Raw genomic sequence first — 15,251 nt, 5'->3', positions numbered from 1 at the left:
TGGGCGTATGGGCGTATTGCAGAGACGTCAAGACACAGACGTACCGCCTGTACTTCGAAGGTAACTCCCGGGTACCGACAAGGGCGAGCCCCCGCACGGCAGTTGCTGCGGGGGCTCGCCTGCTGGCTGGTGCGTGTGCCGGGACGGCTCGTCAGCCGACGCTCACGCCGTAGTAGCTCAGCGCCTCGGTGACCGGCTGGAAGAAGGTCGTGCCGCCGGAGGTGCAGTTGCCGCTGCCGCCGGAGGTCAGGCCGTACGCCGTCGAACCGCCGTACAGCGGGCCGCCGCTGTCGCCGCCCTCGGCGCAGACCGTGGTCTGGATCATGCCGTAGACGACGTCGCCGCTGCCGTAGTTGACGGTGGCGTTCAGCGCGGTGACACGGCCGCTGTGGGTGCCGGTGGTGGAGCCGCGACGGTAGACCGTCGTGCCGACACTCGGGGTGGCCGCGCTGGTGATGGTCTGGCTGCCGACCGCGCTCGGGTGCGCGATCGAGGAGTTGGTGTAGCGGACCAGCGCGAAGTCGTTGTTCGGGAAGCTGTAACTCACGTTGGTACCCAGCACCGTGGTGTGGCCGGAATTGGAGTACCAGGTGGACGCGACCTGACCGCAGTGACCGGCGGTCAGGAAGTAGTAGGTGCTCCCGCTGTGCACGTTGAAGCCCAGGGAGCAGCGGTACTGGCCGCCGTAGATCGCGTCGCCGCCGGTGATCAGCTTCTTGAACGTGCCCGGCGTGTGCTTGATGGTCAGGGCGCCGGAGTTGCTGCCGGCCTGCCGCTTGATCTTGGCGATCTCGGCCTTGGAGACCGTGCTGTCGACGGTGACGACGACACGGTTGGTCTTGCTGTCGACGGCCCAGGCGGTGCCCGGCACATCGGCCTTGAGCACCGAGGCGTCGGCGCTCTTGAGCTGGGTGGTGCTGAAGGGGGTGGCGGTGGACGCGTTCGCGCTGGGGACCGCGATCGCGGCGGCGGCCACGAGTCCGGTGGTGACGGCGATCAGCCGGGTCCGTCTCGTAATGCCGCTGCGGGGGGTGGTGCGCTTGATCCTCACTTCGTTCCTCCCAGGGGGAAGTCGGGGGGCCCGCGTGGGGTCGGGGCCCCGTGAGGCGCAGCCAGGACGCACGACGTCCGGGTTTCGGACAAGCCGTGCTCCTGACAAGCGCTTGCCGGGAGTATTCGGCCGACCGACCGGTAGGCGCAAGAGTGCCTTTCGGCCGTCAACCGTTGAACGAACTACGGGTTCCGGCCATACGGGCCCCGTCATACGGGCCCCTGGGATTCGTAGGACCGACGGTGTCGGCGATCTAGCGGGCGAATCCGATCTCGTGGGTGACGACGATCATCGCGGTGCCCTGTTGGGCCAAGTCCCGCATGGTGTCGCGCCGAAGCTCTTGCGTACGGACCTGACTCCCCGCCGGAACTCAGGAACTGACCGACCGGGCCTCGGCCGGCCGCGCCCGTCGAGGCATCGTCACCGCCCGTTTCCCGGGCGCGGCCCGGACCCCCATCACCCGGTCCATCAGCGCACCCAGAACATCCCGCACCGAATCCCTTTCGCGCGCGTCGCATTCGAGCACCGGCACCTCGCGGCGAAGCCCCAGAACCTCCCGGACCTGCTTCAGCCCGACCCGTTCGGCGCCGTCGAACCGATTCACGGCCAGCACGAACGGCACGCCCCGGTCCTCGAAATAGTCGAGGGCGGGGAAGCATTCCCCGATCCGCCGGGTATCGGCGAGCACCACCGTCCCGAGCGCGCCCTCCGCCAGCTCCTCCCACATGAACGAGTACCGCCGCTGCCCGGGCGTCCCGAACAGATACAGCGCGATCGACGGATCGAGAGTGATCCGCCCGAAGTCGAGCGCGACGGTCGTGGTCGTCTTCGACTCGACCCCGTCGAGCGAGTCGACGCCCACCGACACCTGCGTGATCGCCGCCTCCGTGTCCAGCGGTTCGATCTCCGAGATCGCCTTGATGAACGTGGACTTGCCCACCCCGAGTCCCCCGCTCACCACGACCTTCACGGCGAGCGGGACGGTCCTGTCACAGCGGCCGGGCATGGTCCCAGATCCTTTCGAGCGGCCGGACGGTTCCGACGTCCTCAACCAGCTCTACGTCTCAGGGGAGTTCACCGTTCACCGCGGCACCGCGCATCCCGGTCAGCAGCTGCAGTCGCACCCGCAGTCGCAGCAGTCGCACCCGTCGCAGCAGTCGCAGTCACAGCAGTTGCAGCAGTCACAGCAGTCGCCGCAGTCAACGTCCTTGCAGAGACCGTCCTTGCGCTCACGGCTCCACGGGTCGTCGTACTCGCCGCAGCACATCTGGCACGTGCAGGCCAGCCCCGCCCACACCGCACAGCCCGCCAGCAGCCCGCGCCGGTCGCGCCGCGGCGGTCCCGGGGGCAGCCCCGGCCCACCCGGACCGCCGGGCGGCGCATACGCCCCCGCCGGTGACTGCGCCGAGCCGTGCCCGCACGAGGCCGTACCGAAGGCGCGGTCCACGGAGCTGCGCAGTTCGTGCACGAGCAGCCGGTGCGCCAGCTTGCCCTCGGTGAACTCCACCTCGCGCAGCGCGAGCCGTATCCCGTGCAGCGCGTCGCCGGCGAGCCGTCGGGCCTCCTCCAGCGAGGTGCCGGTCGCGGCCAGCGGATTCCAGGCACCCGACGCGGCGTCAGCTTCCCTGTCCTCCACGGCGTCCAGCAGGTGCGCGAGCCGCCCGAACAGCCGCCCGGCCTCGGCGAGCGGCTCGGCGTTGCCCGGCCGCCCCGCGAGCACGGCGGTGTGCGCGAAGGCCGCGCCGGTCGCCGTCTCGGTCGGCTCGGTCACCGTGAGGATCGGTGTCCCGGGCCCGGCGAGCGCCTCGATGCCGATCTGCCGGTCCACGGCGTCCACCAGGACGGCCGTGTCGAACCCGACGTCGGATCCCGTACGAGCGCCCGCGGCACCCCAGCTCGACGCCACCCGGCGCGCGGCGAGCGCCACCGGCCTGCGCGCCAGCAACCCGTCCCCGTCGGCGACGTGATCGCGCACCTTGGCCGAGGCGAGCACCAGCGAGACGGCCGCCGCGAGCCGGGCCCCCTCACCCTGTGCGACGGAGGCGGTCCGCATCCCGCGCAGCGGACAAGGCCCCGCCGTACGCCGCCAACCGTCCGCCCGCTCGGCCTGAGCCTCCGTCAGAACCGAGATCAGCAACCCGTCGTAGTTGGTCACGACGCGCGCGAACTGGCCGTGATCCTTGCGCAGCGCGAGACACAGCCCGCACAAGTGCGCCATCCATTGGGACTTGAGGCTTTCGCCGAGCCGATGACGGCAGGGCCTGACTATTCCGAACATGACGATCTCCCCCGTGACATGCGCCATCCGATGCGGCCCGTCAGGCTGTTGCGGCTGAGGCGGCCGATACGGAGTTGAGCTGCCGCATCGTATCGACCACTCCGTTCACTCGTACGCCCCAGCCATCACCCGTACGCCGTGAAGAATCATATTTCACTCACAGTCAGCATCCGCATACTGCGGGACCCTTGGGGCACCCGGGCTCTCGACGGATTCGCTCTGCACCAGTACCGTCACAAACCCCCCGCGCGGCGTCTATCCACTTGGCGCGCCAACCGCATCATGGATGACCATAGGGATGCGGAAAGCAGAAGAACCGCTGTGAGAGGAGGCGTCCATGGGATCGGTACGCAAGGCGAGTGCCTGGCTTGGCCTCGTCGACGACAACGATGACGAGCGTTACTACGACGACGACTACTCCGAAGGGACCGAGCAGCCCGGGGATGCCTGGGTCACCGACCCGCGGGTCAAGGTCGCCTCGGACACCGCCGAGGAGAAGGGCCGCCGTATCGGCACGGTGACCCCCGACAGCTTCCGGGACGCCCGCGCCATCGGCGAGCTGTTCCGCGAGGGCGTTCCGGTCATCGTGAACCTCACCGCCATGGAGGCCTCCGACGCCAAGCGCGTCGTCGACTTCGCGGCCGGGCTCATCTTCGGCCTGCGCGGTTCGATCGACCGCGTCTCCAACCGCGTGTTCCTGCTGACTCCGGCCGACACGGAGATCGTGAGCGGGGATCCGGCGGCGCACCGCGCGGACGGATTCTTCAACCAGAGCTGAGGCAGGGCCGCTCACCGGCCCTGCCCTCGCGCAGGGTTCACCGGAAGGCGTCGAGTCCGGTGAGCGCCTTGCCCAGCACGAGCTGGTGCATCTCGACGGTGCCTTCGTACGTCAGCACCGACTCGAGGTTGGTCGCGTGCCGCATGACGGGGTATTCGAGCGAGATCCCGTTGGCGCCGAGGATGGTGCGCGCCGTACGGCAGATCTCGATCGCCTCTCGTACGTTGTTGAGCTTGCCGAAGCTGACCTGCTCGGGACGCAGGCGGCCGGCGTCCATGCGCCGCCCCAGATGGTGGGCGAGCAGAATCCCCTTGTGCAGTTCGACCGCCATGTCGGCGAGTTTGGCCTGGGTGAGCTGGAACCCCCCGATGGGCCGCCCGAACTGCTCCCGCGACTTCGCGTAGTCGACGGCCGCCTCGAACGAGCTGCGCGCCGCGCCCATGGCTCCCCAGACGATGCCGTAGCGGGCGTGCGAGAGACAGCTGAGCGGGCCCTTGAGGCCGACGACCTCCGGCAGCACGGCGTCGGCGGGCAGCCGTACGTCGTCCATGACCAGTTCGCTGGTGACGCTGGCGCGCAGCGACCACTTGTGCTTGATCTCGGGCGCGGAGAACCCGGCGCTGTCAGTGGGCACCACGAACCCGCGGATGCCGTCGTCGGTCTGCGCCCAGACGACGGCGACACCGGCAACGGAACCGTTGGTGATCCACATCTTGCGCCCGTTGAGCACCCAGTCCCCGCCGTCGCGCTTGGCGTACGTCCGCATCGAGGCGGGGTCGGACCCGTGGTCCGGCTCGGTCAGCCCGAAGCACCCGATGACCTCGCCGGCGGCCATGCGCGGCAGCCACTGCTGCTTCTGCTCCTCGCTGCCGAACCGGTGGACGGCGTACATCGCGAGCGAGCCCTGCACGGAGACGAGGGACCGGATGCCGGAGTCGGCGGCCTCCAGCTCCAGACAGGCGAGGCCGTACTGCACGGCGCTCGCGCCCGCGCATCCGTACCCGGTGAGCGACATGCCGAGCGCGCCCAGCGCGCCGAGTTCCTTCGCGAGCTCCCGGATGGCGGGCAGCTCGCCCCGCTCGTACCACTCGGCCACGTGGGGCAGCACGCGGTCGCCCGCCCAGGAGCGCACGGTGTCCCGGACGGCGAGGTCCTCGGGCTCCAGCAGGTCGTCGATGCCGAGCGGGTCGGCGGGGTCGAACGGGGGCAACTTCGCGGACGCGGCCATGGGGACACCCTCCGACACTCATAAAAACTAGCATCGCTAGTTAGATTCCGGAGCCGACGTTACGACGCAGTGTCCCGCACGTCCAGTGCCTCCGGCTCATGCGGAGACGCGGGAGTCCGCCAGTTCCCTCTGCCGCGGCACCGGCAGCTCCACCTTCGGCTCCGTCTCGCCGCACTGCATGATCCGCGGCAGCCGCAGTGCCATGGCCGCGCCCACGAGCAGCAGGCCCGCGCTCACCAGCAGCGTCACATGCAGCCCGTGCACGAAGGAGTCCTGTGCGGCCCGGCGCAGCGCCACTCCGACCGGTCCGCCCAGCCGCCCGGCGACCGCGTACGCCTCGCCCAGCGAGTGGCCCGCCGCGGCCGAGGCGTCCGACGGGACACCGGGCACGGACGACAGCCCCGGCGCGTACGCCGCGTTCATCACGCTGCCGAGCAGCGCTATGCCGATCCCCGCGCCGAGCTGGTACGACGTCTCCCCCACGGCCGCGGCCCCACCGGCCTGGTCCGGCGGCGCCTCGCTCAGCATCGACTCGTAGGCGCCGAAGAGCGTGGTCTCCAGGCCGAAGCCGAGGACGACGAAGGCGGACACCAGCAGGCCCGGGTTGTCCGTGCCGCCCATCGCCGTCAGCAGCAGCACCGACACGGCCGTCAGGCAGAACCCGAAGCACACCATCCGGCGCGGCCCGAACCGCCGCAGCATCCGCGCTCCCGCGAGCCCGGCGGCCATCGCGGCGAACGTCAGCGGCAGCAGCCGCAGCCCGGTCTCCAGCGGCGACAGCCCCAGCACCAGCTGGAGATACTGCGCCGCGATCAGTTCCAGTCCGACCAGGGCGAGCATGGCCAGGACGATGCAGCCCACGGACGTGCTGAAGGCGGGCCGGGCGAACATGCCGAGGTCCACCAGCGGATGCGCACGGCGGCGCTGCCGTCGCACGAAGAGGACCAGCAGCACGGCGCCCAGGACAAGCGGCACCACGGTGAGAAGGCCCAGCTCGCCGCCGCCCAGCCGCTTCACGCCGAAGACCACGCCGAAGAGCCCGGCCGCGGCGGTCAGCGCGCCGACCACGTCCCAGGGGCCGTCGGAGGCGCCCCTCGACTCGGGCAGCAGAAGCCGTCCGACCGGCAGGCTGACCAGCATCAGCGGGATGTTGACGAGGAAGACCGAGCCCCACCAGAAGTGCTCCAGCAGGAAGCCGCCGAGCAGCGGGCCGACCGCCGCGCCGACCGCGGCGACCGCGCTCCAGATGCCGATCGCGAGCGCCCGCTCACGCCGGTCGGGGAAGACCTGGCGGAGGATCGAGAGCGTCGCGGGCATGATCATCGCGCCGCCGACGCCGAGCAGTGCCCGCGCCAGGATCAGGACCTGCGGGTCGTGGGCGAGCGCCGCGAGACCGGAGGCGAGGCCGAAGAGGCCGTATCCGAGAAGGAGGATGCGTCTGCGGCCGACGCGGTCGCCGAGCGTGCCGAAGAGGATCAGCAGCGAGGCGCAGACGAGGGGGTAGATGTCGACGATCCAGAGCAGCTCTATCGCGCCGGGCTTGAGGTCCTCGGTGACGGCGGGCACCGCGACGTGCAGCACGGTCGCGTCGACCGCGACCAGCAGCAGGCTCACACAGAGGACGACGAGGACGACCCAGCGGTTGGCACCGGCCCCGGCCGCCCGTCGGCGCAGCGCAGCGGCGGCCGTGGTCGTCCCGGACATGTACGTACCTCCCAGATGTTCCCTCGCGTTCGGCGGGGCACATGGGGCGGGGACTCCCCATGACTCGGCCGGAGAGGAGCGGTGGTCTCCGGCCCGCGCAACGAAGGCGAGTGACACGTCAGCGTACGCGCATTCCCGCCGGGGTCACGTGGCGGACCTCTCAGAGTTCGGCCCGACTCGTGTGGCATACGCCACTTCTCCGCCCCTTTCGCCCATGCCCCGCCGGGTTCACCGGTTCCGGCGGCACCGATAATCGAGCCCGTGACCGATCTTGCGACGCGTACGGCGCTACCCCGCGATCCCCGCGCCGGGGCCCTGCGCCGTGCGGCCCCGGCCCTCCTCGGGTACGCGGCCGTGCGCGCCCTGGGCCTGGCCGTGCTGGCGGTGTGGAGCGCCGCACGCGGCAAGAGCGCGTACACCCTGCTGACCGCCCGCTGGGACGCGCTCTGGTACACCCGGGTCGCCGATCTCGGGTACGGCTACGAGGTACGGCTACCGAACGGCGACGTGCACTCGAATCTGGCGTTCTTCCCGCTGCTGCCCTGGCTCGAGCGGCTGCTGCACGCGGCCACGCCCCTGTCGTACGCGGACGCCGGCTTCGCGGTCGCCCTGCTCGCCTCGCTCGCGGCGGCCTGGGGGATCTTCGCGGTCGCGGACCATGTGTACGGCCGCAGGGCGGGGATCTGCGCCGTGCTGCTGTGGGCCGTGCTGCCCGTGGGGATCGTGCAGTCGATGGCGTACAGCGAGTCACTGTTCACCGCGCTCGCCGCCTGGTCGCTGTACGCGATCCTGACCGGCCGCTGGCTGACCGCGGGCACGCTCGCCGCGCTGGCGGGGCTGACCCGGCCGGTCGGGCTCGCCGTCGTCGCCGCGGTGTGGGCCGCCGGTGCCGCCTCGTTCGGGCGAGAGCGGAGCACCGCGGACGCGGGCGCCGTCCGCGGGGACGAACGCGCCCCCGCGCCGTCCGCGGACGGTCCGTCGGGGCGCGCCACGACATCCGGGGGCGCGCCGGACACCTCGCGCGCCCCCGGCACGGCACGCCTCGCCGCGGCGATGCTCGTGGCCCCGCTGGGCGCCGCGGGCTACGTCCTGTGGGTCGGCCACCGCACCGGCAAGGGCCCGCTGGGTTATCTGGACGTCCAGGCGGGCTGGCGCAACGGCTTCGACGGCGGCGCCGCCTTCGCCCGCTTCGTGGCCGGCAGGTTCACGTCGTTCCCGTCGGCCCTCGCGGGCGTCGGACTGATCGCCGGGGTCGCCCTGGTGGTCTGGCTGTACGTCGTCTGCGTACGGCAGCGCCAGCCGCTCCCGCTGCTGGTGTACGCGGGCGTGGTCACTGGACTGGCCCTGTGCGCATCGAGCTATTTCGGCTCGAAGCCGCGCCTGCTGCTGCCGGCCTTCCCGCTGCTGCTGCCGCTCGCCCTGGCCCTGGCCCGGCTGCGCGCCTCCCGGTCGGCACTGGTGGTGGGCGGTGTCGCGGTGGCATCGGCCGTCTACGGAGCGTTCTGGCTGAACGGCTCCGGTCCTCCATGATCGACTCGCCGGACCCCGGTGAGCGTACGGGGAAATCCGCCCCAGCATTCGGTGAACGAATTCATAAGTCCCATAAAACCGAGTCGCAGAATGATCAAAGGAATTGAAGGGGCCTGGGGCCGGGCATTACGGATTCCTTGGAAATAAAGCGGCTACTGAGAGGAATCCCACATCACATCGTCATCACAAAGCCGCTGATTCGCCGGAGAACTGAGCTCACTCGCTGTAACGTCGATTGGGTGCGTACCGAACGAAACCTCACCCGTCTGGACCGGGTGTTCGCCAGACTGGACCGGGAGCCGGAACGCCCGGCCCTCATCGATGTGCCGAAGATGAGCAGGCACCGGGTCGCGTTGCTGACCGGGACCCTGGCCTTCTACCTGGCGATCGTGTGGGCCGTGGTGACCACCTCCTGGCTGGTCCGCCTGGACTGGCAGGTCATGTTCTTCCGGCCGTACCAGCAGTGGGCGCATATCCACTGGTTCGTCGACTACTACGTGGTGCTCGGCCAGCGCGGCCCCACCGCGGTGATGGTCGCGGCCTGGCTGGGCTGGCGTTCCTGGCGGCAGCACACGCTGCGCCCGCTGCTGACGCTGGGCACCGCGCTGCTGCTGCTGAACATCACGGTCGGCGCCGCGAAGCTCGGCATGGGCCGCCTGGGACCGCACTACGCGACCATGATCGGCTCGAACGAGATGGGCCTGGGCGGCGATATATTTCCGAGCGGTCACACCGCGAACGCTGTGGTGACCTGGGGAATCCTGGCCTACCTGGCCTCCACCCCCAGAGCCCGCCGCTGGCTGTCCGCGCTGTCCGCGCTCACCGCGCTGGGCGTCGGGATGGCCACGGTCTACCTCGGTACGCACTGGCTGAGCGACGTGCTCCTCGGCTGGACCGCCGGACTGCTGATCCTGCTGGCCCTGCCCTGGTGCGAGCCGCTGATCGCCCGTGCCGAGGTCGGCCTCTTCGACCTGCGCGACCGCTGGCGGGCCCGCGGCACCGCCCCGGCCCCGGCCCCGGCCGCTCCGGTCGGCACCCCGGTGCTGCTCCAGCCGCGTGCCACCGCACCGCAGGACGAGGCCACCGCGCGCGGGGCGTCCGCGGCCCGCGCCGCCCGGCAGCCGGTCTATCTGGCCCCCGGCCCGCACACGACCCGCTCGGAGCGCACGCCGGTCACTCCGGCGGGCAGCCGCCGCCCGCCGCACTCGGACCGCGTCCCGCGCGGCGCGACCACCTCGACGGCCCGCCCCGTGCCGGGCGCCTGACCGTCCACCGGCAGCGGGGTCGGTACGCACAACCCAACCCCCGCACGGCGAAGGCCCCGGTTCCGTCCAGGAACCGGGGCCTTCGCCTGTGTCAGCCCTTCCAGGACCGCACCACGCGGTCGTCCTTCACCTCGAAGTTCAGCCGGCCCACGCGGTACTCCATCGTGATGATCGCTCCCGGTGGCAGGGAGCGCACCGTGGACCATCCGCGTTCCCTCGCGCGCCGTTCGGCGCCGGCCGCATCGAGGCCGACGTACGCGTCCGGATCGTCCTGGGGCTCCGCCTGCGGAGTGGGAATCGGTGCCATGCCGCCACGCTAGGCCCTGTCCGCCGGGCAGGGAAGCAGGGGGTGTCCCACGGACCCCGCATCCCCCTCCGGTCACACTTCTGTCACAGGATCACGACACGCGTTTCGCCCCGTCGGCGTCACCCGTACGGGCGGATCCGTACGCCTTCCGCAGGCAATCGAACGTAATTCCCGCGTGTCGCGGCAGCTCATCGAATACCCCGTCGGAAAGTGCCCGGAGAACTGCCCCGGACTTCTTTCCCGGCCGAATCCGGACGGGTACGCGGAAGCTGACACCGCATAGGAAATGCACGTCTTCAGCACAGAACCTCCGCACGCCCCCTGTCGGAGCGTGCGGGGGCGCGAGCATCATGGCGTGAGCCCGCGGCCAGGCAAGCGCGGGCGTCGGCGGACCCGGGGCGCGACAAGCGAAGGGGCGAGCGATGGGGACCCAGACCGTGCAGGCGGCGGCGCGACCCGCGCATATCAGTGAGCAGGGGCGTCTGATCGTCGACTGGCTGACGACCACCGACCACAAGAAGATCGGGCACCTCTACCTGATCACCTCGTTCGTCTTCTTCCTGATCGGCGGGGTGATGGCGCTGCTGATGCGCGCCGAACTCGCCCGGCCGGGGCTCCAGATCATGGACAACAACCAGTACAACCAGCTGTTCACGATGCACGGCACGGTGATGCTGCTGCTGTTCGCGACCCCGATGTTCGCGGGTTTCGCCAACGAGCTGATGCCGCTGCAGATCGGCTCCCCGGACGTCGCCTTCCCGCGCCTGAACATGCTGTCGTACTGGTTCTTCCTGTTCGGCGGCCTGATCGTGCTCGGCTCGCTGATCGTGCCCGGCGGTCCCGCCGCCTTCGGCTGGTTCGCCTACGCGCCGCTCAACAGCGCGGTGCGCTCGCCCGGTCTCGGACCCGACCTGTGGATCATGGGGCTCGCGCTGGCCGGCTTCGGCACGATCCTCGGCGCGGTCAACTTCATCACCACCATCATCGGGATGCGCGCCCCCGGCATGACCATGTTCCGGATGTCGATCTTCACCTGGAACACGCTCTTCACGTCGATCCTGATCCTGATGGCGTTCCCGGTGCTCGCGGCCGCGCTGCTGTGCCTGGAGGCGGACCGGCGGTTCGGGGCGCAGGTCTTCGACGCGGCCAACGGCGGGGCGCTGCTGTGGCAGCACCTGTTCTGGTTCTTCGGCCATCCCGAGGTGTACATCATCGCGCTGCCGTTCTTCGGCATCGTCACGGAGATCCTCCCGGTCTTCAGCCGCAAGCCGCTCTTCGGCTATCTCACGCTGGTCGGCGCGACGATGGCGATCACCGGTCTGTCCGTGGTGGTGTGGGCGCACCACATGTTCGTCACCGGCGCGGTGCTGCTGCCGTTCTTCTCCTTCATGACGTTCCTCATCGCCGTGCCCACCGGGGTGAAGTTCTTCAACTGGATCGGCACGATGATCAAGGGCTCGCTGTCCTTCGAGACACCGATGCTGTGGGCCAACGGCTTCCTGGTGACGTTCCTGTTCGGCGGTCTGACCGGGGTGATCCTGGCGTCGCCGCCGCTGGACTTCCACGTCTCGGACAGCTACTTCGTGGTCGCCCACTTCCACTACGTGGTGTTCGGCACAGTCGTCTTCGCGATCTTCGGCGGCTTCTACTTCTGGTGGCCCAAGTTCACCGGCAAGATGCTCGACGAGCGGCTGGGGAAGATCCACTTCTGGACGCTGTTCGTGGGCTTCCACACCACGTTCCTGGTGCAGCACTGGCTGGGCGCGGAGGGCATGCCGCGCCGGTACGCCGACTACCTCGCGGCGGACGGGTTCACGGCCCTCAACACGATCTCCTCCATCGGCGCCTTCCTGCTGGGCCTGTCGACGCTGCCGTTCCTCTACAACGTCTGGAGGACCGCCAAGTACGGCGTGCCGGTCGACACCGACGACCCCTGGGGCTACGGCCGCTCCCTGGAGTGGGCGACCTCCTGCCCGCCGCCGCGGCACAACTTCAGCACCCTGCCGAGGGTCCGCTCGGAGTCCCCGGCGTTCGACCTGCACCATCCCGAGTACGCGGCGCAGACTCCGCAGCCCGAGCCAGCGAGCGAGCAAGCCGGTCCCGGGCGGTCCTGATCGCCCCGGTGAGCTCGGCGGGCTCGAGCACCTCGAACTCGAATCCCATCAGCATGACGTGGATGACCATCACGTCCAGGCTCGCCGCCCCGGTGCGCAGGATGCAGCTGTCCGGGCCGTCCGCCTCGAGGCGGCCCGCCGTGGGCGAGACGCGCTCCACGGCCTCCTCCAGGGGCACCAGCAGCCGGACGACGGCGTGCGAGGCGTACGCGCGCGTGGAGACGCCCTTGGAGACGTACGCGGCGAGGTCCTCGGCGGGCGGGGTGCGCTGCGTGAAGCGCGGGCCGTGCGGCGGCTTCGGTGTGATGCGGTCGACGCGGAACGTACGCCAGTCGTCGCGGTCCAGGTCCCAGGCGACCAGGTACCAGCGGCGCTCGCTGCACACCAGGCGGTGCGGTTCCACGGTGCGGCGGGTGGCGTTGCCGCCGTGGTCGCTGTACTCGAAGCGCAGGCGCTCGGCGTCCCGGCAGAGGTTGGCCAGCTCGGTCAGGACGCCCGGGTCGACGGCGGAGGTCTGGGGGCCGCGCAGCATCGGCACGGTGAAGGCGTTCAGGGCGCCCACGCGGCGGCGCAGCCGGCCCGGCAGGACCTGCTCCAGCTTGGCGAGGGCCCGCACCGAGGTCTCACCGATGCCCTCGATGCCCTGACCGGCGGCCGTGCGCAGCCCGACGGCGACGGCGACCGCCTCGTCGTCGTCCAGCAGCAGCGGCGGCAGCTCGGCGCCCGCGCCGAGCTGGTAGCCGCCCCCGGTGCCGGGGCTGGCGTTGACGGGATAGCCCAGCTCGCGCAGCCGGTCGACGTCGCGGCGCACCGTGCGCGCGGTGACGCCGAGGCGATCGGCGAGGTCGGCGCCGGACCATTCGCGGTGGGCCTGGAGGAGCGAGAGCAGCCGCAGGAGTCGTGCCGAGGTCTCCAACATGGATCCGAGTCTGCCAGGGATTGCGGACAGAGGCTGTCCGCAAGGGTCCCTAGCGTGGGATTCATGGCAGACAACAGCGTGCACAGCTTCCGGATCGACATCCCGCAGGCACGGCTCGACGACCTGCACACCCGCCTGGACCTGACCCGCTGGCCGGACGAACTCCCGGACGCGGGCTGGGAGTACGGTGCCTCGCTGCCCTACCTCCGCGGCCTGGCGGCGTACTGGCGCGGCGGCTACGACTGGCGCGTGCACGAGGCCGCGCTCAACGAGATCCCGCAGTACACCACGGAGATCGACGGCGCCACGGTGCACTTCCTGCACGTCCGCTCCCCCGAGCCGGACGCGCTGCCGCTGATCCTGACGCACGGCTGGCCGGGCTCCGTCGTGGAGTTCCTCGGCCTGATCGGCCCGCTGAGCGAGGAGTTCCACCTCGTGATCCCGTCCATCCCGGGCTTCGGCTTCTCGGGGCCGACCCGCGAGAAGGGCTGGAACGTCGCGCGCACGGCACGCGCGTGGGCCGAGCTGATGCGCAGGCTCGGCTACGAGCGCTACGGCGCCCAGGGCGGCGACATGGGCGCCCTCATCTCCCCCGAACTCGCCCGCGTCGCGCCCGAGTCCGTGGCCGGCGTCCATGTGAACGCCGCGTCCGTCGGCTTCATCCCGCTCGGCCCGGTCGACGACGGGACGCGGCAGGAGCTGACCGACCGGGAGCGGCAACGCCTGGCCAGGATCGCCGAGTTCACCACCGACGGCTTCGGCTACAACGTCCTCCAGTCGACCCGCCCGCAGACCCTCTCCTACGCCCTGACGGACTCGCCCGGCGGTCAACTCGCCTGGATCATGGAGAAGTTCCAGGCATGGACGCACTCCTCGGCCGCGCTGCCCGAGGACGCGATCGACCGCGACACGCTGCTCACGAACGTGATGCTGTACTGGCTGACCGGCACGGCCGGCTCGGCGGCCCGGATCTACTACGAGAACAGCCATGTCCCCGACTGGTTCCCGACCGCGCCGTCCGGTGTGCCGACCGCGGTGGCGAACTTCGCCGAGGACGTCGCGATCCGCCGCTGGGCCGAGCAGTCCAACACCGTCGCCCGCTGGACGGAGTTCGACCGCGGCGGCCACTTCGCCGCCCTGGAGGCCCCCGACCTGCTGACGGGCGACGTCAGGGAGTTCTTCGGCTCACTGCGGTGAGGCGCATGCGGTGACGGACACCGACAGGTCGTTGTCCCGCGTGTAGTACGGCCCGGCCTCCACCGGGCCGTACGGCGCGTCCACGCGCGCGCGTGGATAGGTGAACACAGGCTTCTTGTCGGCCACGTCGTCGAGCAGCCGCGCGACCCGCACCGCCGGTCCGGTCTCGCCCGCGGGCCTCAGCCACAGGTCCCACACGCCCGGTTCCAGGGCCGCGTAGACCACCTTGAAGCGGAACCCGGCGTGGTCGGCGAGGACTTCGGCCCGCCGAACCGGGACGGACGCGTGCCGGCCGTGGATCTCGGCGTGGGCGTGCGGGCCGAGCCCGGTGCCGTACATCCGCCCCGACACGGTCAGCACGCCCTGCCTGACCAGCAGTTCGCCCACCTCGGCGTGCGGCGCGCGCAGCCAGCTGCGGACGATGAGCCTGCCCTGGCGGTTGGCGTAGGGGATGCGGACGGCGACGTGGCCGCGGGAGCCGCTGGGGGTGCGCGCGGCGAGCGAGTGCAGGTCGGTGGCGCCGAGTTGCAGGCGGCGCGGCTCACCGGCGTCCACGCGCGCGTAGGCGTCCCAGCGCCCCTCGGAGAGGGCGACGCTGCTGGGCAGCGCGGCGCGCAGCCGGCCGTCCCCGGCCGGGGTCAGCGGCAGGCTCACCTCCTCGTGGCCCTCGCGCCGGCGCAGCACCATGTGCGCGCCCGCGGCCTCGCCGGCGGCGGGGACGTCGAAGGTCAGCCCGCCCGCCGAGTCGGCGACGCAGTCGGCGCGCAGCGGTACGGACCGCGGAGCCAGCGTCCTCATCCGGTCAAGATCCTCCCTCGTCCTCCCTCGGCCTGTGCTGCCCGGTCAGACCCGCGGCCCGGCAATTTGGTTGCGTTCCGTG

Annotated in this window: 12 protein-coding genes and 1 pseudogene; 5 read left to right on the top strand and 8 right to left on the bottom strand. The window is 70.9% G+C overall.

Going from position 1 to position 15,251, the window contains the following annotated elements:
- Positions 1–151: 151 nt before the first annotated feature.
- From ACIBN2_RS23175 to ACIBN2_RS23165, 3 genes are all read right to left on the bottom strand, one after another.
- Complete coding sequence (locus tag ACIBN2_RS23175; RefSeq protein WP_399136800.1) at positions 152–1,051, bottom strand: S1 family peptidase; 900 nt, start codon at positions 1,049–1,051, stop codon at positions 152–154.
- A 370-nt stretch (positions 1,052–1,421) separates the two neighbouring features.
- Positions 1,422–2,057 carry a GTP-binding protein gene (locus tag ACIBN2_RS23170; RefSeq protein ID WP_399136798.1) on the bottom strand — a complete coding sequence of 212 codons (636 nt, stop codon included), beginning with the start codon at positions 2,055–2,057 and terminating at the stop codon, positions 1,422–1,424.
- Positions 2,058–2,156: 99 nt separating this feature from the next.
- A complete protein-coding gene (locus ACIBN2_RS23165; protein ID WP_399136797.1) occupies positions 2,157–3,329 on the bottom strand; it encodes a DUF5685 family protein in 1,173 nt (390 codons plus the stop codon).
- A 337-nt stretch (positions 3,330–3,666) separates the two neighbouring features.
- On the opposite strand from ACIBN2_RS23165, the gene ACIBN2_RS23160 reads away from it, so the two are divergent.
- The gene (locus tag ACIBN2_RS23160) at positions 3,667–4,107 is read left to right on the top strand and encodes a cell division protein SepF (protein ID WP_399136795.1); all 441 of its coding nucleotides are present in this window, start codon (positions 3,667–3,669) and stop codon (positions 4,105–4,107) included.
- Between the two features lie 37 nt (positions 4,108–4,144).
- Here ACIBN2_RS23160 and ACIBN2_RS23155 read toward each other — a convergent pair whose 3' ends face one another.
- Both ACIBN2_RS23155 and ACIBN2_RS23150 read right to left on the bottom strand, forming a co-directional pair.
- Positions 4,145–5,335 (bottom strand): acyl-CoA dehydrogenase family protein, encoded by a 1,191-nt coding sequence (locus ACIBN2_RS23155; protein WP_399136793.1) that lies wholly within the window; start codon positions 5,333–5,335, stop codon positions 4,145–4,147.
- Between the two features lie 96 nt (positions 5,336–5,431).
- Positions 5,432–7,039 (bottom strand): MFS transporter, encoded by a 1,608-nt coding sequence (locus ACIBN2_RS23150; RefSeq protein WP_399136791.1) that lies wholly within the window; start codon positions 7,037–7,039, stop codon positions 5,432–5,434.
- A gap of 261 nt (positions 7,040–7,300) precedes the next feature.
- On the opposite strand from ACIBN2_RS23150, the gene ACIBN2_RS23145 reads away from it, so the two are divergent.
- Positions 7,301–8,569: a hypothetical protein gene (locus ACIBN2_RS23145; RefSeq protein ID WP_399136790.1), complete on the top strand. Its 1,269-nt coding sequence runs from the start codon at positions 7,301–7,303 to the stop codon at positions 8,567–8,569.
- A 239-nt stretch (positions 8,570–8,808) separates the two neighbouring features.
- A complete protein-coding gene (locus ACIBN2_RS23140; protein WP_399136788.1) occupies positions 8,809–9,834 on the top strand; it encodes a phosphatase PAP2 family protein in 1,026 nt (341 codons plus the stop codon).
- A gap of 91 nt (positions 9,835–9,925) precedes the next feature.
- Here ACIBN2_RS23140 and ACIBN2_RS23135 read toward each other — a convergent pair whose 3' ends face one another.
- The gene (locus ACIBN2_RS23135; protein WP_399136786.1) at positions 9,926–10,141 is read right to left on the bottom strand and encodes an I78 family peptidase inhibitor; all 216 of its coding nucleotides are present in this window, start codon (positions 10,139–10,141) and stop codon (positions 9,926–9,928) included.
- A 422-nt stretch (positions 10,142–10,563) separates the two neighbouring features.
- Here ACIBN2_RS23135 and ctaD point away from each other — a divergent pair.
- Positions 10,564–12,240: pseudogene (gene ctaD / locus ACIBN2_RS23130) on the top strand (cytochrome c oxidase subunit I); the annotation flags it as partial.
- Here the strand turns inward: ctaD and ACIBN2_RS23125 are convergent.
- Positions 12,134–13,174, bottom strand: a complete 1,041-nt coding sequence (locus ACIBN2_RS23125) for a helix-turn-helix transcriptional regulator (protein WP_399136785.1) — start codon at positions 13,172–13,174, stop codon at positions 12,134–12,136. The pseudogene ctaD and the gene ACIBN2_RS23125 overlap by 107 nt on opposite strands.
- A gap of 63 nt (positions 13,175–13,237) precedes the next feature.
- Here ACIBN2_RS23125 and ACIBN2_RS23120 point away from each other — a divergent pair, with 63 nt between their 5' ends.
- Positions 13,238–14,371: an epoxide hydrolase family protein gene (locus ACIBN2_RS23120; protein ID WP_399136783.1), complete on the top strand. Its 1,134-nt coding sequence runs from the start codon at positions 13,238–13,240 to the stop codon at positions 14,369–14,371.
- Here the strand turns inward: ACIBN2_RS23120 and ACIBN2_RS23115 are convergent.
- A complete protein-coding gene (locus ACIBN2_RS23115; protein ID WP_399136781.1) occupies positions 14,360–15,169 on the bottom strand; it encodes a hypothetical protein in 810 nt (269 codons plus the stop codon). The two genes, ACIBN2_RS23120 and ACIBN2_RS23115, sit on opposite strands and share 12 nt — an antisense overlap.
- Positions 15,170–15,251: the final 82 nt, after the last annotated feature.

This window comes from Streptomyces sp. NPDC050534 (genome assembly GCF_044457745.1).
GTDB lineage: Bacteria > Actinomycetota > Actinomycetes > Streptomycetales > Streptomycetaceae > Streptomyces.
The sequence above is the reverse complement of the archived record's forward strand: the minus strand, read 5'-3'. Positions and strand labels throughout refer to the sequence as shown.